This window comes from Asanoa siamensis (assembly GCF_016862555.1).
Lineage (GTDB): Bacteria > Actinomycetota > Actinomycetes > Mycobacteriales > Micromonosporaceae > Asanoa > Asanoa siamensis.
Window position 1 is genome coordinate 12,221 of record NZ_BONE01000077.1, and the last position, 24,576, is coordinate 36,796.

Annotated in this window: 17 protein-coding genes and 3 pseudogenes; 8 read left to right on the forward strand and 12 right to left on the reverse strand. The window is 68.3% G+C overall.

Features of this window, described 5'->3' with window-relative positions; genetic code table 11:
* Window positions 1-4 precede the first annotated feature (4 nt).
* Genes Asi02nite_RS32835 through menC form a run of 4 tightly spaced genes read left to right on the forward strand, consistent with a single transcriptional unit; the run spans window position 5 to window position 7,839 of the window.
* Entirely contained in the window at window positions 5-973 is a 969-nt protein-coding gene (locus tag Asi02nite_RS32835) for an ABC transporter ATP-binding protein (protein ID WP_203717905.1), read from the forward strand.
* Window positions 970-4,299, forward strand: coding sequence for a serine hydrolase (locus tag Asi02nite_RS32840; RefSeq protein ID WP_203717906.1), 3,330 nt, complete (start codon window positions 970-972; stop codon window positions 4,297-4,299). Before Asi02nite_RS32835 ends, Asi02nite_RS32840 begins: the two co-directional genes overlap by 4 nt.
* Entirely contained in the window at window positions 4,289-5,110 is an 822-nt protein-coding gene (locus Asi02nite_RS32845; RefSeq protein WP_203717907.1) for a GNAT family N-acetyltransferase, read from the forward strand. Before Asi02nite_RS32840 ends, Asi02nite_RS32845 begins: the two co-directional genes overlap by 11 nt.
* Window positions 5,107-7,839 carry an o-succinylbenzoate synthase gene (gene menC, locus Asi02nite_RS41980; protein WP_239127349.1) on the forward strand — a complete coding sequence of 911 codons (2,733 nt, stop codon included), beginning with the start codon at window positions 5,107-5,109 and terminating at the stop codon, window positions 7,837-7,839. Before Asi02nite_RS32845 ends, menC begins: the two co-directional genes overlap by 4 nt.
* 1,388 nt (window positions 7,840-9,227) lie before the next feature.
* Here menC and Asi02nite_RS32860 read toward each other — a convergent pair.
* Entirely contained in the window at window positions 9,228-9,530 is a 303-nt protein-coding gene (locus Asi02nite_RS32860) for a hypothetical protein (protein ID WP_203717908.1), read from the reverse strand.
* A 591-nt stretch (window positions 9,531-10,121) separates the two neighbouring features.
* Complete coding sequence (locus tag Asi02nite_RS32865; protein WP_203717909.1) at window positions 10,122-10,496, reverse strand: YqfO family protein; 375 nt, start codon at window positions 10,494-10,496, stop codon at window positions 10,122-10,124.
* A 142-nt stretch (window positions 10,497-10,638) separates the two neighbouring features.
* Here Asi02nite_RS32865 and Asi02nite_RS32870 point away from each other — a divergent pair.
* Window positions 10,639-10,911 (forward strand): annotated as a pseudogene (locus tag Asi02nite_RS32870) (VOC family protein); the annotation flags it as partial.
* 582 nt (window positions 10,912-11,493) lie between these two features.
* Here the strand turns inward: Asi02nite_RS32870 and Asi02nite_RS32875 are convergent.
* Both Asi02nite_RS32875 and Asi02nite_RS32880 read right to left on the reverse strand, forming a co-directional pair.
* Window positions 11,494-11,643 (reverse strand): hypothetical protein, encoded by a 150-nt coding sequence (locus Asi02nite_RS32875; RefSeq protein WP_203717911.1) that lies wholly within the window; start codon window positions 11,641-11,643, stop codon window positions 11,494-11,496.
* Between the two features lie 114 nt (window positions 11,644-11,757).
* The gene (locus Asi02nite_RS32880; protein ID WP_203717912.1) at window positions 11,758-11,991 is read right to left on the reverse strand and encodes a hypothetical protein; all 234 of its coding nucleotides are present in this window, start codon (window positions 11,989-11,991) and stop codon (window positions 11,758-11,760) included.
* Window positions 11,992-12,230: 239 nt separating this feature from the next.
* On the opposite strand from Asi02nite_RS32880, the gene Asi02nite_RS32885 reads away from it, so the two are divergent.
* Window positions 12,231-12,404, forward strand: coding sequence for a hypothetical protein (locus Asi02nite_RS32885; protein WP_203717913.1), 174 nt, complete (start codon window positions 12,231-12,233; stop codon window positions 12,402-12,404).
* A gap of 558 nt (window positions 12,405-12,962) precedes the next feature.
* On the opposite strand, the gene Asi02nite_RS32890 is transcribed toward Asi02nite_RS32885, so the two are convergent.
* Window positions 12,963-13,463 (reverse strand): hypothetical protein, encoded by a 501-nt coding sequence (locus Asi02nite_RS32890; RefSeq protein WP_203717914.1) that lies wholly within the window; start codon window positions 13,461-13,463, stop codon window positions 12,963-12,965.
* Window positions 13,464-13,676: 213 nt separating this feature from the next.
* Window positions 13,677-13,853, reverse strand: a pseudogene (locus tag Asi02nite_RS32895) (IS5/IS1182 family transposase); the annotation flags it as partial.
* Between the two features lie 825 nt (window positions 13,854-14,678).
* On the opposite strand from Asi02nite_RS32895, the gene Asi02nite_RS32900 reads away from it, so the two are divergent.
* Complete coding sequence (locus tag Asi02nite_RS32900; protein ID WP_203717915.1) at window positions 14,679-15,032, forward strand: hypothetical protein; 354 nt, start codon at window positions 14,679-14,681, stop codon at window positions 15,030-15,032.
* A gap of 465 nt (window positions 15,033-15,497) precedes the next feature.
* On the opposite strand, the gene Asi02nite_RS32905 is transcribed toward Asi02nite_RS32900, so the two are convergent.
* The 6 genes and pseudogenes from Asi02nite_RS32905 to Asi02nite_RS41985 all read right to left on the reverse strand — a co-directional run.
* Window positions 15,498-16,400, reverse strand: coding sequence for a glycosyltransferase family 2 protein (locus Asi02nite_RS32905; RefSeq protein ID WP_203717916.1), 903 nt, complete (start codon window positions 16,398-16,400; stop codon window positions 15,498-15,500).
* 19 nt (window positions 16,401-16,419) lie between these two features.
* Entirely contained in the window at window positions 16,420-17,493 is a 1,074-nt protein-coding gene (locus tag Asi02nite_RS32910; RefSeq protein ID WP_203717917.1) for a class I SAM-dependent methyltransferase, read from the reverse strand.
* A gap of 205 nt (window positions 17,494-17,698) precedes the next feature.
* Entirely contained in the window at window positions 17,699-18,202 is a 504-nt protein-coding gene (locus Asi02nite_RS32915; RefSeq protein WP_203717918.1) for a uracil phosphoribosyltransferase, read from the reverse strand.
* Between the two features lie 210 nt (window positions 18,203-18,412).
* On the reverse strand, window positions 18,413-20,320 hold the full coding sequence (locus tag Asi02nite_RS32920) for a KedN5 family methylcobalamin-dependent radical SAM C-methyltransferase (protein WP_275410420.1): 1,908 nt from the start codon (window positions 20,318-20,320) through the stop codon (window positions 18,413-18,415).
* A 484-nt stretch (window positions 20,321-20,804) separates the two neighbouring features.
* Complete coding sequence (locus tag Asi02nite_RS32925) at window positions 20,805-22,031, reverse strand: iron-containing alcohol dehydrogenase (protein ID WP_203717920.1); 1,227 nt, start codon at window positions 22,029-22,031, stop codon at window positions 20,805-20,807.
* A 211-nt stretch (window positions 22,032-22,242) separates the two neighbouring features.
* A pseudogene (locus tag Asi02nite_RS41985) lies at window positions 22,243-22,401 on the reverse strand (aldehyde dehydrogenase family protein); the annotation flags it as partial.
* Window positions 22,402-23,526: 1,125 nt separating this feature from the next.
* On the opposite strand from Asi02nite_RS41985, the gene Asi02nite_RS32935 reads away from it, so the two are divergent.
* Entirely contained in the window at window positions 23,527-24,252 is a 726-nt protein-coding gene (locus Asi02nite_RS32935) for a serine hydrolase (protein WP_203717921.1), read from the forward strand.
* Window positions 24,253-24,576: the final 324 nt, after the last annotated feature.

Below are 24,576 nucleotides of genomic sequence, written 5' to 3' on the forward strand. Positions count from 1 at the left end.
CCCGTTGAATGAGCTGCGCTTCCGGGACGTGTCGGTCCGGTTCGGGGGCCGCCGCCGCGGCGTCACCGCCGTGGACCGGGTGGACCTCACCGTCCCCGCGGGGGCGGTGGTGGGCCTGGTCGGCGAGTCCGGCTCCGGCAAGTCGACCCTCGCCCGGGCCGCGGTGGGGCTGGCGCCCCTCGCGGGCGGCGCGGTGCTGCTCGACGGCCGGCCGCTGCCCCGTACGCCCGGGCGGCACGGGGTCCAGATGGTGTTCCAGGACCCCTACTCCTCACTCGACCCGCGGATGACCGTGGGCGCCTCCATCGCCGAGGCTGCCCCACGGGGTGGGAACACGACGGCCGAGGTGGCCCGGCTGCTCGACCTGGTCGAGTTGGCGCCCGAGCGGGCCGCCCAGTATCCGGCGCAACTCTCCGGCGGGCAGCGGCAGCGTGTGGCGCTGGCCCGGGCCTTGGCCGCCCGCCCCGACGTGATCATCGCCGACGAGATCACCTCGGCGCTGGACGTCTCCATCCAGGGCACCGTGCTGAACCTCGTGCGGGACCTGCAGCGGCGGCTGAGCCTGTCGATGCTGTTCATCTCGCACAACCTCGCGGTCGTCCGCTACGTCAGTGACCTCCTCGCCGTCATGTACCTCGGTCGCATCGTCGAGTGTGGACCCGTCGACGACGTGCTCGGTGACCCACAGCATCCGTACACCCGGCAGTTGCTGGCCTCGGCGCCGCGACCCGGCGGCATCCCCACGGCGCTGACCGGCGCGGAGGCCACGCTGGACAGCGCCGAGCCGGGCGACCCGCACCACCCGCCGCCCGGCTGCCGCTTCCACCCCCGCTGCCCGGTCGGCCCGCTCGTCCTCCCCGGCCGGGACGACTGCCGCGACACCGAACCAGACGGTGCGCAGCGCCGTCATCAGGCCGCCTGCCACTACGCCGCCCACGCGTCCGAACAGCACAACACGAGGAGTACGCCGTGACCCGACGCCAGCGCATTGACGATCTGCTGACCCTCGCGGTGCCGGAACAGCCGGCGATCGCACCGGACCGCAGCCACGCCGTGTACGTGCTGCGCACGGTGGATCCCGACGCCGACCGCACCGTACGCGACCTCTGGCGGGTCGGCGTCCGGGACGGCGAGCCGGAGCAGCTCACCCGCGGTGGCACCGACTCGGCGCCGGCGTTCTCGCCGGACGGCACCCGGATCGCGTTCCTGCGGGGCGCGGGCGGCGCGGCGCAACTGTGGCTGCTGCCGGCCGGCGGCGGGGAGCCCGAGCAGCTCACCACGCTGCCGTTGGGCGCCGGCCGGCCGGTGTGGAGCCCGGACGGCACGGCCATCGCGTTCGCCGCGCCGGTCGACCTGCACGCCGCCGCCGGCGAGGACGACGCGGCGCGGACCAGGCGCGGCACGGCACCGATCGTCGCCGACCGGCTGGACTACCTCGCCGACGGCGCCGGCTACCTGCGCACCGTGCGCAGCCACGTCCACGTCCTGGACGTGGCCACCAGGGCGGTCCGCCGGATGACCGACGGCGACTGGCACGCCGGCGACCCGGCGTGGTCACCGGACGGGACGCGACTCGCGTACGCGGCGGCCACCGCGGCGGACGCCGACCGCACGATGCACTGCCCGGTCCATGTCCGCTCCGCCACCGACGCGGCCGCGGCGCCGCGCGTCGTCGGCCTTGCCGACGGCCACGCCGGCCCGCTCACCTGGACCGCCGACGGCGCCGCGCTGCTGGTCGCCGGCTACCCAGGACGGGTGACCGGTCACGCGCACCTGTTGCGCGTGCCGCTCGACGGCGGCCCGGTCACCAGCCTGTCGGCCCCGCTGGACCGCAACGTGATGCCGGGCGGTCCGGGCTACCCGGGCGCGCTGCCGGTGCTCGTCGACGATGGACGGTCGGTGCTGTTCTGCGTCCGCGACGGCGGCGACACGCACCTCTACACGGTGCCGGTCGAGGGCGGCGAGCCGCGGCCGGTGCTGGCCGGCGCCGGGCGCACCGTCGCCGGCCTGTCGGTCGCCGGCGACACGGCCGTCGCGCTGCTGCTGACCCCGACCTCGCTCGGCGAGATCGTCACCGTCGACCTCGGCACCGCCGGTGAGTCCGTGCGCACCGCGCACGGCGCCGACGTCGACCTGTACCGCCGCGAGGACCGCACGTTCACCATCTCGGACGGCACCGTGGTGCACGGCTGGGTGGTCCGCGACCCGGCCACCACCGGCGCCGGACCGTTGCTGCTGGACGTCCATGGTGGACCGCACAACGCCTGGAACGGCGCCGCCGACGACGTCCACCTCTACCACCAGGAGCTCGCCGCGCGGGGCTGGACCGTGCTGCTGCTCAACCAACGCGGCAGCGACGGCTACGGGGAGGCTTTCTACACCGCCGCGCTCGGCGCCTGGGGTGTCGCCGACGCCAAGGACCTCCTGGAACCGATCGACGCGCTGGTCGCCGAGGGCCTCGCCGACCCCGCCCGGCTCGCCGTCACCGGATACAGCTACGGCGGCTACATGACCTGCTACCTGACCGGCATCGACGACCGGTTCGCCGCGGCCGTGGCCGGCGGCGTGGTCAGCGACCTGGCCAGCAGCTCCGGCACCTCCGACGCCGGGCACCTCATCGGCGCGTTCGAGCTCGACGGCGGCTCGTTGCCGGCGATGTCGCCGATCACGCGGGTCGACGACGTCCACACGCCGACGCTGATCCTGCACGGCGCCGACGACGTGCGGTGCCCGGTCGGTCAGGCACAGCAGTGGCACACCGCGCTGCGCGAGCGCGACGTGCCCACCCGCCTCGTCCTCTACCCGGGCGCCTCGCACCTGTTCATCCTGCAGGGCAAGCCGTCGCACCGGATCGACTACAACCGCCGGATCGTGGACTGGGTTGAGCAGTACGTCGGTGACGGTCGCCCGGCCCTGGACGCCGCCCACTGGCAACGCCGGCTGACCACCCTCGCGCAGCGGCACCGGGTGCCCGGCGCCACGCTCGGCATCCTGCGCCTGCGCCCCGGTCGCGACGACGAGCTCGTCGAGGCGGCGCACGGCGTCGTCAACAAGGACACCGGCGTGGCCACCACGACCGACACGGTGTTCCAGATCGGCTCGATCACCAAGGTGTGGACCGCCACCGTCGTCATGCAACTCGTCGACGAGGGCCTGCTCGACCTCGACGCCCCGATCGTCGACGTGCTGCCGGAGTTCCGGCTCGCCGACCCGGACGTCACCAAGCAGGTCACCATGCGGCACCTGCTCACCCACACCAGCGGTATCGACGGCGACGTGTTCACCGACACCGGCCGCGGTGACGACTGCCTCGAGAAGTACGTCGCGGTCCTCGCCGGCCAGAGCCAGAACCATCCGCTCGGCGCCACCTGGTCGTACTGCAACGCGGGACTCTCCGTGGCCGGCCGGGTGATCGAGAAGCTGACCGGTGGCACCTGGGACGCCGCCGTCCGCGCCCGGCTGTTCGGCCCGCTCGGGCTGCGCCGCACCGGCACGCTGCCGGAGGAGGCGCTGTCCCACCGGACCGCGATCGGCCACGTCGGCGAGGACCTCGACGACCTCAAGGTGGCGCCGGTGTGGGGGCTGCAGCGCTCGGCCGGGCCGGCCGGCCTGATCAACTCCACCGCGGCCGAGGTGCTCGCGTTCGCCGGCCTGCACCTGCGCGGCGGCCTGGCCCCGGACGGCACCCGGGTGCTCGGCGAGGCGAGCGTCGCCGCGATGGCGGCCAAGCACGCCGACCTGCCCGACGTGCACTCCCTCGGCAACTCGTGGGGCCTCGGCTGGATCCGGTTCGGTTGGGACGGGCACCGGCTCGTCGGGCACGACGGCAACACGATCGGCCAGTCGGCGTTCCTGAAGCTGCTGCCGGCCCAGAACCTGGCGATCACGCTGCTCACCAACGGTGGCAACGCACGCGACCTCTACGACGAGCTGTTCCGGGAGATCTTCGCCGAGGTGGCCGGCATCGCGATGCCGCACCCGATCGGGCCGCCCGCCGAGCCGGTGCACGTCGAGTTCCGGGAGCACGTGGGCACCTACGAGCGGGCCAGCGTCCGCATCGACGTGCTGGAACGCGACGGCGGGCCGGTCATGCGCACGACCATCACCGGGCCGCTGGCGGAGCTGCTGGACGAGCCGGTGCAGGAATACCCGATGGTCGCGTACGAGGAGAACCTGTTCCTGGTCAAGGACCCGTCCGCGCAGAACTGGGTGCCGGTGACCTTCTACGCGCTGCCGACCGGCGAGCGGTACCTGCACTTCGGGGCCCGCGCCACGCCCAAGGTCCTTGATGGACAGTGACACGGCCGCGCTCGCGGCGGCCGCCGCGGCCGGGGTGACGGTCCGCGAGGTCGCCGACCCCGGCGGGATCCGCGCGATGTACGCGTTGTTCGACCGCATCTGGCGGCCCGACCCGCACAACCAACCGGTCTCCGCCGCGCTGATGCGGGCGCTCAGCAAGGCGGACAACTACGTCGTCGGCGCGTACGCCGGGGGCGTGTTGGTCGGCGCGTGCGTCGCGTTCTTCGGGCCGCCGGCGCGGGCCACCATGCACAGCCACATCACCGGGTCCGTCCGTTCCGGAGTCGGCTTCGCGCTCAAGACCCACCAGCGTGACTGGGCCATGCGCAACGGCCTGAAAACCATCTCGTGGACGTACGACCCGCTCGTGCGCCGCAACGCGTACTTCAACCTCGGGAAGCTGGCCGCGACCGCGGACGAGTACCTGACCGACTTCTACGGCGGGATGAACGACGGCCGCAACGGCGCCGACGACAGCGACCGGGTGCTGGTGAGCTGGGACCTGACCGCGCCCGCCGTGGACGCGGCGTGCGCGGGCCGTCCGGCGATCCGCGAGCCCGACGACGCGGCGGTCGTCGTGCTCGACCGGACGGCCGACGGCCGGCCCGCCGCCGGGGATGGCAGGGGGCGCACGGTGCTGGTGGCCGTGCCTCCCGACATCGAGGCGCTCCGCCGGGTCGAGCCGGGCGTCGCGTACGCCTGGCGGATCGCGGTCCGCGAGACGCTCGCCACGCTGATGACCGGCGGGTGGCGGGTGGTCGGCTTCGACAAGGCCGGCCGGTACGTGCTCACCAGGGACGGAGACTCATGAAACTCACCGGTGTCGAGTTGCGGCACGTCCGGATGCCGCTGGTGGCGCCGTTCCGGACCTCGTTCGGCACCAGCACGTCCCGCGACGTGCTGCTGCTGCGCGCGGTCACCGCCGAGGCCGAGGGCTGGGGAGAGTGCGTGGCCATGGCCGACCCGCTGTACTCCTCGGAGTACATCGGCGCGGCCACCGACGTGCTCACCCGGTTTCTCGTGCCGGCCCTGGGCGCGGTGGAGCATCTCGACGCGAACGCGGTCGGGCCGGCCCTGTCCGGCTACAAGGGACACCGGATGGCCAAGGCGGCGCTGGAGCTGGCGATCCTGGACGCCGAGCTGCGGGCCGCCGGCCGACCGCTCGCCCGCGAGCTGGGCGCGGTCCGCGACCGGGTGCCGTGCGGGGTCTCCGTCGGCATCATGGGCTCGATCGGCGAGCTGCTCGACGCGGTCGCCGGCTACGTCGCCGCCGGGTACGTGCGGATCAAGCTGAAGATCGAGCCCGGCTGGGACGTGGAACCGGTCCGGGCCGTCCGCGAGCGGTTCGGCGACGGGCTGCTCCTGCAGGTCGACGCGAACACGGCGTACGCCCTGGCGGACGCGCGGCACCTGAGCCGGCTCGACCCGTTCGACCTGCTGCTGATCGAACAACCGCTGGACGAGGACGACCTGCTCGGCCACGCCGCCCTCGCCAGGCTGATCCGTACGCCGATCTGCCTCGACGAGTCGATCACGTCGGCCCGCACCGCCGTCGCGGCGATCACCCTCGGGGCCTGCGAGATCGTCAACATCAAGGCCGGCCGCGTCGGCGGCTACCTCGAGGCACGCCGGATCCACGACGCCTGCATGGCGCACGGGGTGCCGGTCTGGTGCGGCGGGATGCTGGAGACCGGCATCGGCCGGGCCGCGAACGTGGCGCTCGCCGCGCTGCCCGGCTTCACCCTGCCCGGCGACACGTCCGCGTCGGACCGGTTCTACCGCACCGACCTCACGGCGCCGTTCGTCCTCGCGGACGGCCACCTCGCCGTGCCGACCGGCCCTGGGCTGGGCGTCGAGCCGTTGCCGGACGTATCGCCGAGATCACCACCGAAACTGCCTGGATACCGCTCTAGGCTGTGTGCCGTGCGACCGAACGCGAGCCTCGGGCGCGTCCTCGACGACCTGGGCGCCACCCTCCTCGAGCTGGTCCACGGCGACCCGGACCAGACGGCCGCCATCGGCGGCGTGGTCATCCACGACCCGTTCGACGAGCCGGTCCTGCCGGCGCACGCGCTCGTCCTCGGCGTGGGCGTCGGCGATGCCGAGGCGACCGCCCGGTTGCTCCGGACGCTCGGTCAGCAGGAGGCCGCCGGGCTGGTCGTCCGGTCGCCGGTGCCGACCGGCGACGAGGTGGCCGCCGCGGCCACGGAGTCCGGGGTGGCGCTGCTCGGGCTGACCCGGGGCGCCTCGTGGGCGCAGCTCGCCGCGCTCCTGCGATCCCTGCTCGCCGAAGGCGACGTGGGCGACGCGGAGCCGCAGACGCTGGGCGGGGTGCCGGCGGGTGACCTGTTCGCGCTCGCCAACGCGATCGCGGCACTGCTCGACGCGCCGGTCACCATCGAGGACCGCAGCTCGCGGGTCCTCGCCTACTCGGGCCGGCAGGACGAGGCCGACCCGTCCCGCATCGAGACGATCCTCGGCCGGCAGGTGCCCGCCCGGTACGCACGGCAGCTCACCGACCGCGGCGTCTTCGGCGACCTGTACCGCAGCGACCAGCCGGTGTTCGTCGAACCCAGCGGCGATGACTTCCTGGTGCCGCGGGTGGCGGTCGCCGTCCGCGCCGGCGACGAGGTCCTCGGCTCGATCTGGGCGGCCGTCCGGCAGCCGCTCAACCTGGACCGCCGGCAGGCCTTCCGGGACGCGGCCCGCGTCGTCGCGCTGCACATGCTGCGCATCCGGGCCGGCGCCGACGTCGAGCGGCGGCTGCGCACCGACCTGCTCAGCACCGCGCTGGAGGGCGGGCCGGCGGCACGGGACGCACTGACCCGGCTCGGGCTCGCCGACCGCCCGGTCGCGGTGCTGGGGGTGGCCCTGCGCGGCACCGAGGGCACGGCGGACGCCGACGCGGGCCTCGCCACCGACCTGCAACGCCTGGCGGACGCCCTCGCCATGCACGTCGGCGCGGTGCACCCGAGGTCGGCGACGGCCCTGGTCGGTGACGTCGTCTACGGTCTCGTGCCGATCAGCCGGGGAAGCTCCGACGGCGCTGTTCGTATCGCCACCGACTTCCTCGACCGGGTGGGCGAGCGGATCCCCGCGGTGGCCGGCATAGGCGCGGTCGCACAGGACGTGGCCGGGTTGGCGCGGGCGCGGGCGGAGGCGGACCGGGCGCTGCGGGTGCTGCGCACCCGCAGCCGCGCCGGGCGCCGGGTCGCGCGGCTGGCCGACGTACACGTCGAAGCGTTGTTGCTTGATCTCGCCGACGTGGTCTCGGCCCGCGGCGACCAGCCGAGCGGTGCGGTCGCGAACCTGCTCGTCTACGACGCCCGGCACAACACCAACCTGGTCGCCACGCTCCGCGCGTGGCTGGACGCCTTCGGCGACGCGGTCGCGGCGGCGGCCGCGATGTACGTGCACCCGAACACGTTCCGATACCGCTTACGGCGGGTGGCGGAGATCGGCCCGATCGACCTGCGGGACCCGGACGCCCGCTTCGCCGCGATGCTGGAGCTACGCCTCTCACCCCGCCGCTCCGACTGACGATCCCCTCGGCTGGGGCCGGCGCACGCAACGTCAGCCTCGTGATCGACAGCAGACAGCAACTATCATCCGGGAGACGCGCTGTTCGTCCCGGACATGCCGGTCGCGCGATGAAGTCGGTACGCCGGCACCGTTGGGCGGCCGTAGCGCAAGCCGCCGGGGTTGCTGGTGGCGGTGGAAGGTCGCCCTCGGCCCCTGGCTGCGGGCCGCGCGGTGACCCGCTCCGCTACCGCATGGCGGTGCCAGCGAGGTCGGGATCGGGAGGGCCACCAAAGGCCGCCTCAAGCGCAACACTGCGTCGCCACCCGCCACAGCGAACTTGCCGTCCGCTTTCAAACAAATGTCCTGACCCTCACCATCCCGGGGACGAGGCTTCGAGATCATCTGTGCCGGAAACTCCTAGGACGCGCGTTTCAGATCTCAGCGGCGGATAGTCCGTTCAACCGCTCAGGTCATCGCGCGCCCAACGTTGACCCCGATCGGGTGCACTCATCTGCCGCCGACCGTGCGCTACGCCGGATATCGACCTGTCAGGACGGCAGGACTCATCGCCGTTGGAGTGACTTGTCGCCGGCCGCGGCGAGGAGTTGATCGGCGTGGCGGCGGGCGCGGCGTTGAACGTACCGCATGCCGGTGCCTCCCACGATCGAGTGACCGCGCCGGATCAAGAGATTATTGAACCCGTCGCGGTTCCCGATGTCGACGCTGCCGCGGACCGGACGGGACCGCCGCGACGATATGCGCAAACTCGCCGACGAGCATCGGCTCGTCGCCATCGAGGACGACCACCGGTTCGGTGCATTCGAGCGCGTAGCAGAGCCCACGACTCAGCCGTACACGGCGCGCCGAACCCGTTAAGGGGACCGCCGCTCGCGATTCAGCCACGCGGGCAGCGTAGTACTCGACTTTGCGGCACCCCGTTCGCAACGGAGGGTCACTTGCTGAACTCGTCCGCCCAAATGCGAGGCAGCGCCTGGTGTGCAGCTACCTCAGCGCTGCAGGCGTGCGGCCGATGTAGGTCGCGATGTAGACGGGCCATGCCTGCCGGCACGCGTAGCCGGGCGCCGACGGAACGTCCGGTCCGGCGCCGCCGCTCGCGCAACTAGGACTTCCTGGAGCTGGCCCAGGATGTCCACATCGTCTCCGTCGGATCCTCGACCGACGGGGCTGCTCGTCCCGGTCCCTCCTGGTCCGTGTCGCGCGACATTCAGCGGATGCTCAACCTCCGGCGAGTGAGCGTGCGCGTCTCGCGGACTTGCAGCTCGAGCGCGGGCCCGGCGAAGGTTTGTGGATGGCATCGCCGAGGCCCGCACGATCAGTATGAGAAGGCGGTCGGGGGCCGGGCGAGCCGGGTCTCCCCGCTCCCATCCGGCGCGTCCGACAGTGGGTCAGGCGGGCGTCGCAGGCAGGATGGCGGCGGCCAGGAATGCGCGGGCGGTTCCTGTGACGGTGTCAGTCGCCGATTCGCGGGAGTAGCCCGCGATGTCCACCAGCTGCCACATGAGGGTTTCGATGCCCGTCGCGGAGCGGATGGCCGTGGCCAGTCCGGCGTTGTCGACGTGTGGGTGGCTGTCGCGGAGCGGTGCCAGGGCCTCGGCGATCCAGGCGATCGCTCGGCCCTGGCGGAGCACCGGCTGCTCGCCGGCCGGCTCGAGCGAGAGCCGCAGCGCCGCGCGCAGTTGGGCTCCCATGTGAAGTTGTATCGGGCGAACCCCGCCATCACCGCTTCGAGGCGGGTGGCGACGTCAAGTGGCGCGTCCGCCGGCATCAGGCTGTCGGGGCGATCTGGGTGCGGGACTTCTGCGCTGTTCGCCCGATCGACTCATACTGCATCGCCACTCCATCGTGATGCCGTAGTCGCATCATGGGATTGGAGTCCCATGAGTCCGCACCGCGAGGAGACCGCGATGGGCGCTCACGACGACCCGACCGTCACCGATCCCCACCTCTACAAGCTGATTTTCGAAAACGGGAGTGTACGGATCCTGGAGTATCGCGACGGGCCTGCCGACCGCACCCACGTGCACCGGCATCCAGACAGCGACGCGCCGCGGCGTCAGCACTGCCGGCTCCCAGCGACGCTGTTGGAGGGACCGATTGGAGATCCGAGCCGGTGTAAACGGTGTCCGAGCCATGCCGTCAAACCATCGTGATCCCCAGACGCAGAACGTCTCACTGCGCCGAGTCGCCGTGCCGACCAAGCCAGAGTTGCTGGTCCCATGGGGTGACCCACCTACCGACCAGTTCGCGGTGGGGGCGCAGCCGCAGCCAGCATCTGTTGTCTACGCGAGGTCATACAGCGGCAACAGATGAATTACCGGCTCTTCGTACGGATGCACCGCGCGAACCGCGTCGACCACTCCGCGCACTTGATCGACGTCGCAAATAGATTCGATCTTAGTCTCCGATCCGTGCATAACTGCGCCGATCTGGCCCAGGTAAGGCGAAGATCCGGGTAGGGGCCTCCATCGACCGTCCACCCGCCACGAACTCACACAGTGGTCGTAGGAGCCGATCGCGCCGGCTCCGGCGGCATGCAGAGCTGCCAGCACAGCTTCAACATGGGTGTCGGGAACCAAGACCTCGACCTTTAGCCGTTCCACGTGGGCAAGCCTAGCGGGGTTGTCACCCGGCGCGCCGACCACGTTGCGCGCCATCCATCGGGTCCCTCCAGCCGCTGCCAGGCGAGCACGAACTTGTCCGGAGCCGGCTCGGGCAGCTCGCCGTGGGTCTCGATCCGTCGCGTCCACGTGACCTCGCGGGCGCGGAAGTCGCGTACCCAGCCGAGCACCTCACCTACTCGCCGAGTTTTGGTGCGGCATGCTCGAAGTCGAAGTCACGCGCCGGGAGAGCCACTGGATCAGCCTCGGCCCCCACCTCGCCCTACAGTTGGTTCCCGAGCGGAAGACCACCAAGAACCGCATCCATTTCGATCTGGTTGCTGACGACTTCGCCGCCGCGGTCGCCCGCGCCCGCCAACTTGGCGCGACCCCGATCGACGAGATGCAGGAGGACCTCTGGCAGGTCTGGCAGGACCCGGAGGGCAACGAGTTCTGCCTCTGCGTGTCGTGACTGTATCGGCCAGGCTTCGGGTGAGGCGCAGGTCGGGACTGATGCCATCGCTCCCGTCCGCGGTGCCCATCGCCTTCGCTCGTCGAACTGGCGCGCGAACCACCGGACGCCACCCGCACGTCAGCGACGAATCAGGGCACGACGTCGGCGTCGATCGCGCCGGCGAGGTCATGTCCGTGCTCGCGTCGTACGTCTGAGCACAGCCGGCTTGACAACCATTCCTTAGGGTCGGCCGGTCATGCCCTTAACGGCTCGGCGGGCATCGTGATCGCCACGGCAACCAGCCATACAGGACGGTCGTCGCGATGGTTTCGGACTCGATCATGGGGAGGATCACGGGTATGAGGGTAAGGACGTTCTGACCATGAGTCGGCGGCTGGTGGCCGTCGCGGTGGCGGTGCCCATGGTGGTCGGTGCGCTCGCTGGGCCCGCTGCCGCCACCGCGCGCGAAACCACCCGTGTGAGCGTGTCCAGCACACAGGAGCAGGCCGACGGGTCGGGCGAGGACGCCGCGGTCAGCACCGACGGGCGGGTCGTAGCGTTCAGTTCCAGCGCCTCCAACCTCGTGGCGGGCGATACGAACTACGCCCGCGACATCTTCGTCCGCGACCGCGGCGTCACGCAACGGGTCAGTGTCTCCTCGGCGGGCGAACAGGGAGATTCGGGAACCTCGACCTCCACGCCCGCGGTCAGCGCCGACGGCAGGTTCGTCGTGTTCACCTCGAACGCCATGGATATCGTGAGGCGAGACACGAACGGCTTCGTCGACGTGTTCGTCCACGACCGCCTGGTGGGTCGCACCACACGGGTGTCGGAACATCGCGGGCGGCAGGGTGACGGCCACAGTTACACGAGACCCGCGATCAGCGGCGACGGTCGGTTCGTCGCCTTCACCTCGTTCGCGAGCAACCTGGCACCCCACGACACCAACGGCGCCTCCGACATCTTCCTGTACGACCGGCGAAACGGCGCCCTCGAGCGGGTCAGCGTTTCCAGCGGCGGCCGCCAGGCGGACACCGCGAGCGGCGAGCCGAGCCTGAATGCCGATGGCCGCTTCGTCGCCTTCACCTCGTTCGCCACCCAGCTCGTCCCGGGCTACACCAACAACAGCGACGACGTCTTCGTGTACGACCGGCGGACCCGTACGACCGAGCGGGTGAGCGTGACCGGCGCGAACGTGGAGGCGGACAGCGGAAGCACCAGGCCGTCGATCAACGCGGACGGACGGCTGGTCGCCTTCCAAGTCGTTCGCCAGCAACCTGACCTCGGAGGACACCAACGGCCGCACGGACGTGTTCGTGCGGGACAGGTCGGCCGGCGTGACCGAACGGGCGAGCGTGTCTGGCACGGGTACACCGGGAGACGCCAGCAGCGAGGAACCCGCGATGAGCGCGGACGGGACGGTGGTGGCCTTCCACTCCTTCGCGAACACCCTGGCCGAGGGCGACACCAACGACTCCAGCGACATTTTTGCGCACGATTCAAACAGGTAGGCGGCCGTTGCACCACGGGCGTGGGGGAAAACCTCTCCACCGCCGACGACGTTTCTTCGTCCACGTTAGGAGCTTGTATCGCACGGCCTCCGCTGCCGGATGACCAATGGCGGTCAGGATGTCCCGCGCGTTGCCCCATGCCGCACCTGCCTGTTCGCGCTCTCCGGTCGTCTGCCGGAGATCGCCCAGATGGTCCATCGCTTCCACTTACCGAATTGATGCAGGAGTTGACGGCTCAGCCGGATGGCCCGATCGAACACGCGGCGGCCTGGAAGTGGTCGCCGAGTCGGTGGTTGAGCCATTGCCATCGTGACGGTGCTGGCCACGGCCATGCTGAGAAGGGTATCGGTGGAGACAACGCCTCCGGTAAGACAGCAACGACAAAATCAGGTGCCCATCGGAGTCTCGCTGTGGTTGTCTTACCTGCAGCGATTCTGTTGTTCAGCTGGGAGCCCAAACCACTCTGCGGGCCTCAATCGCTGCCATCGCGAGGGCTGAACAATCCAGTCACCAGCCCGCCAAAGCTCAAACCCTGGCGTGGCTGGGGTCAACTTTTGGTCAGCCTGCGGTGTAGACCGCGAGCGCCCACGAAGCCGGCGCGTCCGATGGGGTGTCAGCACTGGTGTCCAACTCGTGCCAGATTAGCTGGCGCTGGCCGTCTTTGCGAGGCAACCAGCTCGGGTCGATGGTCTGCGTCAGCCGATGATTACCCCAGTTGGGATGGCACATAAGGTGATCATTGCCTTCGGTATCCGGGAGATCGGCCTCACTTCCACCAGCATCCATCCACCAGGTCTCCACCATGAGGGCCGACATCGCGCTGCCGGTGTGGAGAATTGGGAGCCGGCACGCGGCCCGCACCATGATCGGTCGCGAGGTCGCAGGCATCAGCACCGAAACGCTCTTCCTGCCGGGGTACGTCGTGAAGGTGAGCAGATGGATCCGCTCATAGTCGGCGCCGTCCACGGTGATCGACTGCGGCAGTTCGTTGGTACTCGCAGCCGGCGAGGTCAAGAATCCGGCAGCCACGCTTGCGGTCGCCACGATGACGAACACCATCGCGACTCCGATCAGCCGTCGTGCACTCGACCTCTTGATCATTACCGCTGTCATAAAGACCCTTTGATCCTCCGTAGGTCGGGTGCTCGACGTGGTAGGACGAGGATGGCCTGCACGATCGCGGCGGCGCGGCGGGGGTAGCAGCGTAGCTTGACCAGGATTTTCCAGGTCTTGAGGGTAGCGTTGGCGCGTTCACCGATCTGGGATCCGAGGGGCCATGCGGGTCAGGGTGTCGCCGTTGCGCAGGTGTGCCAGGGCGAGCAGTGCCTGTCGTCCGCGGTCGAGTCGTCGCCATCGGGAGCGCCGCTGGGTGCGGTGGGCTCGGATCAGGTTGGCGAGGTGGTTCAGGCTGCGAGTGGACAGCGGAATCGCGGCAGGGTAAGACAGCACAGCGAGGCTCCCGGTGGGGCATCGGATCTCGGTCGACCGCTGTCTTACTGGGAGCCTCGTCATATGTCCACATCAGACTTTGGGCCGCCTGTGACCCGCGCCGTCACGATGAAATGGCTCGTTGATGAAGCCGAGACTGTCCCGGGTGCCGGCCTCCGCGATGGCGTGGCCGATCTCGGCCTGCAATGCCAGGGCCCTCTCGCAGAACCGCAGTGCCTGTGGTCGTTGCCGAGCAGCGCGTGGTGCCAACCCGCGTTGTTCAGCGCGTGCCTGTCCGCTTCGGTGTCCGTGTGTGCGGTAGATCTCGAGCTAGAGCAGGTCGTGTCAAAGCGTGTCACTGACGCGTCCCTGAGGTCGAAGATCATGCTCATGCCCAGGTGCGTGTAGGCCTGCCCGATCTGGTCACCCAGCCGCCTCTGCAGGTCGAACGCCCGGCGCAGGTGCCCGTGCGCGTCGTCGTACCGGGCCAGGGACTGAGTGCCCTGGTCAGGTCGCGGTGGAGAGCGCCTGTGCGGCGAGGTCCCCGCTGTCGACCGCGGCCGCGAGCCCTGCCTCCTGCATCCGTGATCCGGTCGTGCCAATGGCCTTGGTGGTCGAGGTACGAGACGAGAGTCCCCGGCGAGTTGCCAGGTGTGGGCGTGCAGTCCGGCCCGCCGCCCGGAGCGCCGACAGCGGACGGGCCGGGGCGGAGGACAGGCCGGCCAGGCTTGCCGCTGCTACGAGTGACAGGTTTGGTCCGGGATTCAGGCTCACCACCTACGCCGGCGTCCGCCCACCACAACCGGAGGCATGTGAAGCTACTGAGAAGCCTGCCCGTCATGGCGGTTGCCGTGGCGATTTCTGTTCGCGGCGGGCGCGGCCCACGCGGGTGAACACAGTCGGAACGCCTACTCCGGCGACCAGCCAGGCGTCATCGTCTACTTCATCCACAAGGGCGACAAGTTCACGGTTTGCGACACCGAGTACGACCTGATGGACGTCTACGGCGAGTACAAGTACGAGCGCATCGACGGCAGTCAGCAACAGGAGACGCACTACCTCGCCACCGGCGACGGCACCTGCTTCACCTTCGACCACAACTTCGGCGAGGATCGGACCGTCACCTTCCGCGCCTGCGTCGACCAACCCGTCGCCCTGTTACCGGACCTTTGCTACAACTGGGCGACGGGCATCGCATGAGAACGTGGAAGCGAGCGCAGGTCCTGCTCGAAGCGCACCGCATCGACCTGGAGGGCATCCACCTGGAGGCGGTAGCGGACCGAGTCGCGACAGAGGATCGCCGACCGCTCCCGGCGACGTCGATGGTCACCGAGATCCCGACGGAGCCGCATCACATGGGCCCGCACCATGTGATGCGGCAGGGCCAACAGTTGCCGACTCCTGGCCGACATGGCGGAGGTCCGCCCGATCGGCCAGGACGATCTCGACACTACCCAGCAACACGAAGCCGGCCGCGGAGACGCTTTGCGGGGATGTGGTCATGGAAACATCTTGGCGCTCGTCCCCTGTGTGTACCTTGACCGATCCATGAATCCGCCGGTCTACCTGGTGACCGCCCACCTGGCGCGCGCAGCCGAAAAGATGTCCTCGGTGGCCGAGCCGGCGCGGCCGTCTACGTCGTCAGGGCGAGGTCGCCTCAGTCGGTCAACCCGGACCGTCGCTCTCTGCGGGGCACACGAGCTCAGGGATGACGGCGCTGTCGACGAGCCTGCCGGCCGTGAGGTTGTCATGCAGGTACGTGAGAACGAGGTCGAACGAGCCCGCTGGCACGATTCGGCCCCCGGCTATGTGTAGGTCGCAGTATGCGTCGAACCGGGTCATCCACTGCCGGTAGTGCGTGACGACGTCGTCTTTCACCGGCCAGCGTGCATAGATACGGCGCCGGGCAAGGGAGAACGGGCTCGGCGTCAAGGAGTGAGCACGGGTAACCAGACCGGCCATGCCCGGTACCTGGTGATACGCGGTGGACAACTCGCCCACGTGCGCCACCCGGAAGTCGAGGTGGTGTCGGAGCGCCAACCACATGTCCCAGTCTTCGCAGCAGGTGAGCGACTCGTCGAAACGTATGGACGACGTGCGGAAGTTGCGCACCACGACTGATCCGGTGTGGATGAAGTTCGCCACGAGCAGGAAGTCGTCGTTGAACGGGTACGCTTTGACGCGCATTGACTGCCAGTCAGGTGGAAGGTCCCGGAGCCGGCGCGGGCTTACCACGGCACCGAGGTAGACGAGATCGTGCATGTCGTGGATGAGCGCCTCGTGGGCTGTGGCGAGGTGGCCAGGAAAAAAGACGTCGTCGTCATCAAGGAAGGCCAGATAGTCCCCGCGGGCGGCCTGAATGCCGGCATTGCGGGCGGCTGACACGCCGCCCCGGCGATCCGACTCGATCAGAGTGAGCGGAAAACGGCGCCGCCAAGGCTCGACCACGGATGCGACCGACTGTCCGCCGTCGTTGATCACGATGACTTCTAGGTCGGTGAACAACTGTGTCGCAAGGCTGTGCAGGGCGTCCTGGAGAAAAGCCGGACGCTCGAAGGTGGGAATCACTACGCTGATCATCGCCGAGCTATTTCGCGCCGGTGTCCGCTGGAACCGGTTTCATAGGCTTGGACAACTTGAAAACGCAGGCGGGGGCGATCCGATCGGCGTGGGCCGTCTGCCACGGTTCCAACACCGCCCGGCCGGTGTCATTGAGGCTTGGTTCGTCGAACTCGTCCACGTTGAACCCTGCCGACCTGAAGGCGCGCCAGTAGTCGCGCAGCGGCCGATGAAGATAAGGAACTGGCTCGAACCCGTCCCAGTCCATCACGTAGCTGTCGCGTGTGAAGTATCGGTCGACGCTGAAAGCGCGCAGGTCCTCCTGGCGAGGTGAGTCCGCAGCGGTGGGCTCCCAGCGCTTGGGGCCGCAGGAAAAGCATGGGTGTGCAATCACCATGACGAACCGCCCGCCCGGACGCAGCACCCGGTACGCCTCGCGAATGGCCTGCTCATAATCGGTCAAGTCGTGGAAGACGTAGTTGCTTACCGCCGCGTCGAAGGAATCCGTGTCGAGCGCATGCATGTCGGCGATGGAGGCGTTCAGGAAGCGAATTGCACGCAGGTCAGCGGACTCGTCACGCCGCGCGATCGACAACATCGCGTCACTTTGGTCAACGCCGGTCACGCGTGCACCCATGTCAGCGAGCTTCCGCGACAGGTAACCGGTGCCGCAGCCCAGATCCACCAGATCCTGGTCTCGCACGTCACCGAGAAGTCCGAAGAGAGAGTCGTCGCTGAAGAACCGTCGCGTCTCGTCCCCGTCGGCGCCACAGACGGTGGACCATTGGGCGGCGATGAGCTCGTACATGCTGTTGATGTCGAGCGTGTCGGCGACGAGCCGTTGCGCTGGCCGCTCAGGGTAACGCGGATAGAACAACTCCGGAGCGACCGCGGTTACCGGCCTGCCGGCAGAGTCGGCCTGGCCTGGATGGCGACCTTCGAACTCTAACCACTCCAGCGATGGCTGCCAGTCACCGGTCCATGGCGAGCGGTAGGCGAAGTGGTAGTCCCAACCGTAGAAGCGACCCGCGACGGTGTCGGCGCCCGTAGCGCAGGTGCGGCAAAAGTAGCGCTTTTGCTGGGGACAGAATGCAGTCGCCATGAAATGCGCGGACCGGCCGCACGCACCGCAGAGGTAACGCCAGTGGAGGTCACATCGTGGTGCTGGAGATCCTAGGTCGCGGGTCGCGGGGCGCGACCTGTATCGAGGATGGTGCTTCGCTATTTGGTCGCAGTAATAACAGGGCACGGCGCAAAATGATACCCGAATGGCCGTCGTTCTGCACGCGGGAAATGTTCCCGCCAGCTCAGCCTATGCGGAACGCTTCACCGCCCATCGCGTACTCGCCGGCGTCGAAGTCCACGCCCGCGATCCAACCGTTCTCGCGAACCGGCAGGCGGTCGTAGACCGTGAACAGATCCATATCCGGGTAGGACCGTCGAATCTTGTTCTCGCCGCGCTCGCTGAGAAATATCGACACCACGGCCAGCCGGTGAGTGCTCAGGGAGGCGATCCGATTGGTCAGGTATTCGGTGGTAGCAACGATCGTCTGCCCGGAGTTGACTACCGGATCCATCAGGAGCAGCGGCCCGGTCGGCAGCGGAACATCACAGCAGCGAATGCGTGCCGGTTCGCCGCGAGACCGAGGGGCGGTGCTGACGAAACCCCACGGCCGGTCACCCAGTATGTGCTGGCAAGCCTCGCGCATGAGTAGGCCGCCGCGGAGGATCAGGACGGGGACGGCGTCGTCGAGCTGCCGACCTAGCGACGATCTGACCTCGCACAGCAGCGCCCGCGTCAGCTCGTCCACGCTCGCCCTCACCGCGGCGACGGCGACAGGCTCACGCCAGACGTCGGCATGTCTCCTCGCGTGCTCCTCGCCGAGGCGGACGACTCCGGGCCGGGGTGGGCTGCGGTGCTGAGGCCGGGTCCTGTGCACCGTGCGCCTCCACGGGACCGACAACTTCATGCGGTGATGATCTCAAGTGGCGCTTTCCGACCGCCTTCACCGGCGCTGTCCTCACGCGCTCCGGGTTGGACTGCGGACGGGGCATTGCTCCTCGATCTTCCCCATGTAGGCCAACGCCTCCTCGTGGTTGTCGATATGTTGCTCAATCCCCAGGCGCCATACGATCCGGAACAGGGTAGGGCGGTAGGCTTCTGGGGCATCCGGCAATCCCTGCCGCAGTCCGTCCGCGATAGCCGGCACATCAACGGAGAACTGCTCGCTCCGACGGACGAACCGAGCGCCCGCCTCGTCCGTGACCGTGCCTTCGATGGCTCCTGCCTCTCTGATCGGTAGGGTGGTCATATCGAATCGGAAGACTTCGTCGGCTAGCATGCGGTGATCGCCATCGACTCGTGGACGTATCTCAGCGGCCCACCATTCGAACAGCAGATCGTGAACTCGCCGATCGAGGAACAGTGCGCGAACAGCCTTGTTGACAATCAACGGTTCGACCATGGCGGCCGGGGTCTTGAGAGGCTCCGCCGCTGGGTCCGTGCAGCGGTCGAACCAATTGGACAAAGAGGTCAACACCTGAGATTGGGAAAGGCCCGCATAGTTATGGAGGACTGGCCAGATATGTCGGAAGAAGGAGTTCTCTGCCGCCGTCCGTGCCATCAGGAGAAACCCCTGCATCCCTAGGTTCTCCTGCAGTGTCATCGTATTCGTCGCTAGCACATACTCGAAGTCGTCCGACGCGCCTCTTGACGTGATCAGCCCGAGTTCTCGCCGCTTGGCGCTGTAGTCGGTGTTCGGCAGGATCATCAGGGGATAGACGGCGATGCGCGGAATATTGAGGGCCAGCTCGTCGTAACCTCTGAGGAAGGACTCAACCGTTTCTCCCGGCGACCCCCAGACCAGTTCGGCGTAGCATTCCAGTCCTTCAGTGACAAGCCAATCGGTGAGGGCCTTCCAGTCGTTGAGCTTCATGTTGCGCCGGTTCATTGCCCTGAGCGCGGAGTCGTCCAGCGTCTGCAGGGCGATCGTGAATGAGCTGTGCAGGTCGGCTGCGCGCATCTTGCGCACTATGCGATGAAATGTGGATGACTTGTTCTTGGCCCAGGACGCTTCGATGGCCCGCGGATAGCCTGTCTTCTGGCGGATCTTGATGACATCGTCCAGAAACTCTTCGTCCGCCGCTTGCATGCCGAAGTTGGCGTCACAGAGGACAAGCGTGTCGACCTCGTAGTGTGCGAACACTTCGACCTCAGCGATCAGGCGCTCCCGCGGAAAACGCCTGATCTTCTGGCCTATCGCGCCGCCCCAGTAGCAGAACGCGCAGTGGTAAGGGCAACCACGGTTGGTTTCCATGATGGCGACATCGTATCGGAACTTCCCGTTTCCATCACTCATCGACATGGCGCCGGTAAGGAAAGGCGATACGACCTGACCGAGGTCGCTGATTGGTGTTCTATTCGGCGTGGTTACTGCGGTGTCGTCATTTTCGCGAAAGGAGATGCCGTCGATCGTCCGGCCGTCCGGTTCTGGAAATCTTCCGGCGAGCCAGGCGGTCAACAGCTCGGGAAGTGCGAGCTCGCCTTCGCCGTTGACCACGACGTCGACGTCGTTACTGAGCCGAAAGATGCGGGACGACTGATTTGCGACGTGCGTACCACCAAAAATGGCAATCCCGTCAGGATTGAGCTGCTTGAAGGTTTCGGCCAGCATCAGGGCGTCCCTCAGGTTCCAACCGAAGACGGACACCGCCAAGACGTCCGGAACTGTCGACAAGAATATTGCGGGGACCATTGTGCGAATGGTGTCGTCGCCGCGAAAGTTGAAGATCGTGACCTGAAGTTCGTCGCGTAACATGTCATGGGACTCGATGGCAGCCTTCAAATATCCCGCGGCCAGCGGCATCGACTCCAACGGCATCGCCCATACGCCCTGCTGAACTAGTGCGACATTTCGCCGAGCTTTCAAAAGTGCATCCCTTCGAATGCCACGCAGGCCTTCCGCCTGAAGGGCGGAGATCGTTGCTACTCTTTCGCTTGCGCTACACCTTAGGCGGCGGCGATTTCACTACAATTTCTCCATCTCGGCAGCCACGTTGGCGCCCTGTCATATGCCCGCGACGGCCAGAGGCGTGCGCAGAGTTCTATCCACGGGTCCGTCTAGCAGTAAACGGCGAGGCCCGCCGCCGTCGCCCGACTCGACCGCGCTCATGTTCACGCTCGGCCAGATTTCCGCGACCCGTTGGCGTCGGGCATCCTGCGCGCCTAGGTGATGAAGCCGCTAATCAGCTGGGTGGATGGGGTCCACCGTCAATCGTGTGTGAAGCAAAATGAGCTCGTCACCGTGGGGTGACGCAGGTGATAGCGGAGAGCGCAGATACGGATGGCTCAGCGTGCCACCGGGCCTGCTTCCCGGCAGCGCCGCCCTCGCGCCCGTTTATGGCTAGGGCGAGTCAATGCGTTCGGACGCGTCGGGTCCGGTCCCCGGTCCAGGCCGCGTCGAGGATCGCGGTCAGGCTGGTGGTGTCGGTCGGGCCCGGATGGTTCTGGATCAGCCGGGTGACGCCGCCGGCCATCTCCGCGAAGCGCGGCAGGTCGGCGCGTGCCACGCCGATGTCCGCCAATGTGGCTGGGATGGCGATGTCGGCGAGGAGGCGGTCGAGCCAGGTGAGGAACGTATCGGCGGCCTCGACTTCCGAGGCGTCGGTCACGTCGAGCCCGCACACGCCGGCGAGGGTGGCCAACCGGTCGACGATGGCATCCCTGGCCGCGTCGAGCGCGTAGGGCAGGAGCAACCCGACGCCCAGGCCGTGCGGCGTGTGCGTGGCTGCGCCGATGGGGTACTGGAGGGCGTGCGGAGCCGCGCAGCCCGCGTGGGAGAACGCGATCCCGGCGAGCATGGATCCATAGGACATGTCCACGCGGGCGTCCGTGTCGTCTCCGTTTCTAACGGCACGGCGCAGACTGCGGGCGATCCGCTCCGCAGCCAGGAGCGCGTAGTGGTCGGTGACCGGGTTGCGGCCCAGGAAGACCTGCTCCACAGGGTCACGCGGTCCATGGGCCCGCGGACGCGCGGTGTAGCTCTCCACCGCGTGGCACAGCGCGTCGATGCCGGAGTAGGCGGTAACGGTCGCAGGGCAGCTGTAGGTGAGTTCCGGGTCGACGATGGCGAAGTCGGGCACGATGTGGACGCTGGAAACCCCCACCTTCAGCGCGCGGTCCGGGTCGGTCAACACCGACACGGGTGTGAGCTCGGAGCCCGTGCCTGACGTCGTCGGGACCGCGACGAGCGGAAATGTCGGCCCCGGCACCATCGACTCGCCGTAGTAGTCGCGCGGCGTCCCACCGTGGCGCCGGATGACACCGACGATCTTGGCGAGGTCGATCACCGTGCCACCGCCGATGGCGAGGATCACGTCGGCGTCGACCTCCGCGGCGACCGAGACGGCCAGGGCGACGTCGGCGACCGGCACGTCTGGGTTCGCGTCGGAGAACACCTCGACGACCTTGACCTTCTCCCGTACGGTGGCGATGATCTCGGCCACGCCCGGCTGCGCCAGAAGAATCTGGTCGGTCACGATGAGGACTCGCGAGCCACACTCCGCCACCACTCGTGGAATGTTCTGCGCGACCCCCTCGCCCACTATGAGCTGACGTGGTCCGCGGACGGTCTCAAGCATGTGGGTGCCTCTCTGGAAGCCGCGAGTCGGTCACGGTAGGTCGATCGCCGCGTAGGTGAGGTCGAGGTACTCGAGGATGCCCTCGTGCGACCCCTCCTTGCCAATCCCTGGCCGTTTCACGCCTCCGAACGGAGCTGAGGGATCCGATATCAGACCGCGCCCGCTGGAGGTCACGGGTGAAGACGTATCCAACCAGGCCGTACTCGGCGTCGTGGGCCCTCGCCAACACCTCCTCGTCGCACGTTAACGAGATGATCGGCGCCACCGGGCCGAAGATCTCCGTCTGCAGCATCCGCGCGTCCTCGGGCACGTCGACGAGGACGGCGGGCGGGTAGAGTTGCCCGGGGCCGGCCGGACGCTCGCCGCCCACCAGGACCTGGGCACCGCGATCGGCCGCGTCGGCGACGGGTTAGTCGATCTTGTGATTGATGCCTCGTCGATCAACGCCGCATTGCCGCCCAGTTCCATGAAGGTACGCAGCACGTTGTCCGCAGCCTGTCGGAGCAGCATGCGCCCAGCCTCGGTCGACCCGATACCCACCAGCGGGAACGGTGCTGTAACGCCCCTCGACACGCACCGCCTCCTCGGCACCACCGGAAGAACTCGCGCCGTAGGCCACCTCCCCGGCCTCGGCGAGGCGCTTGCTCCTCAGATCGCTCGGACAGTTCCCAGCACCATCGCGGAGTGGATCCGGGCCTACGCCGACGTCTGCCGCATCACGAGCATCTCTTCGCGCGCAACATCATCGCGCTGGTGTGCCACGGCGCGCAGGTGCCCGCGGTGTATGGGCTGCTGAAGGGTCGAAAGACGGCGTGCTTGCCGCCCATCAGCCGCGATGCGAGCAGGGGCGGCGTCATTCGCCTTGCCGTTCCCTCCGCCTCGGGCACGATGGTTCGACGACCTCACCCTCTCGCCGCGAGCGCGGGCAGCGGTACACGCGCCCATGTTGTTGTGCAAAGGCGACAAGGACGGAGTCACCCCGCTCGAGACGGCGGCCCTCCCGCTGCTCGCACACCCGCGGGATGTTCGTCTACACGTGCTCGGCCTACGCGGGCACGTGCCGCCGACGAGCACCCGCGGTGCCGTCGACGGCCGTCGGCGCAAACTCACCGCGAATGTCAACGTGAAGTCGAACTGCAACCGCTGTCCACCACAATCCCTCGTGGCATGTGATGAGCCATCCGGCGTCGCCCGGGGACGCGGTCGAGCAGCGACCCGGTCCGGAGGCCACCTGACTGCGGCGTCACACCGAGACGTGATGGCGCGGACATCGACCGTCGCCCGCATCGACGGCGGGCGTCTAGGAGAGATGAATGGGTAGGCATCGGTCCCGACGCGCCGTGCTGGCCCTGTCGGTGCTCGCACTCAGCGGCGGCAGTGCCGCAGGGGTCGGCGCCCTGCGGCGAGTCTACGGCGGGCGCGACGCGTCATCCGTAGGTCAACGAGGCAAGCGGCCGCCTCACCGACGCGTAGTCCGGTCCCAGACCACCTAGCGATGGCTCGGGAAAAGGTCGTGGCTCACCTGAAGAAGGTGGGCAACGGCCATGTCGCAGTCGCGGTACGCGATCGAAGAAGTGGCGTCATGCTCGCTGTCGGCGCAACCCGCTTCCAGACCGCCAGCATCGTGAAGGTCGAGATCCTGGCCGCTCTCCTGCTTCGGGCGCGGCAGCGGGACCAACAAGTCAGCGACGCTGATCGGCGCCTGGCGAAGAAGATGATCGTCCTGAGCGATAACGCCGCGGCGACCGCCTTGTACCGCCGTATCGGTGGGAAGTCAGGGCTGCAATCGGCGAACGAGGCCTTCGGTCTCAGGGAGAGCACGCCCAATGCCTCCTGGGGACTGTCCACGACCACAGCAGCCGACCAGGTTCGCCTGCTGGCGTCGCTCTTGGACGAAGACGGCCCGCTGGGAGATGAAGACCGCAGGTTCATCTTCGACGCCATGAGCCAGGTGGACCAGACGCAGGCATGGGGAGTCCGCGCCGCAGCTGACCCGCGAACCACGGGGGTGTACGTCAAGAACGGCTGGGACACGGTCGCCGACGACCAGGACCGCTGGCAGGTCAACACCATCGGCCGGCTAGTCGAGCCTGGTCACGACTGGCTCGTCGCAGTGCTGTCCAACCACCACCGGAACCAGGCGGCCGGCGTTCGTATCGTCGAGACCGTACTCAGGTACACGCTGCGCGAGCTACGCGCCCTACCCGTCGCGGCGACGTAGGACAGTCCGAACGGGACCATAGCCGCGTCGTCGTCTCGCGCTCAGACGTGCACCCGGGCCGCCCGTGCGGGCGCCGACAGCTCTTCGTATGGCCAGTCTGGGAAGCTCGTCACCATCCGAACTCGACATACGCGCGACGGCACAGCTCGGAAGACACCTTCATGACTTCCGCCGCTACTTTTGTAGGCGATATATCCGCGGAATGGAGACACCGCTGGGTGAGCCAAAAATTTCTCATCTTGACGGCTTTGGCCGGTGGGAAGCTGCATGGCTATGCCTCGTCGCCGAGGTGGCCCGATTGTCGGAAAACCGGTTCTCGCTGAG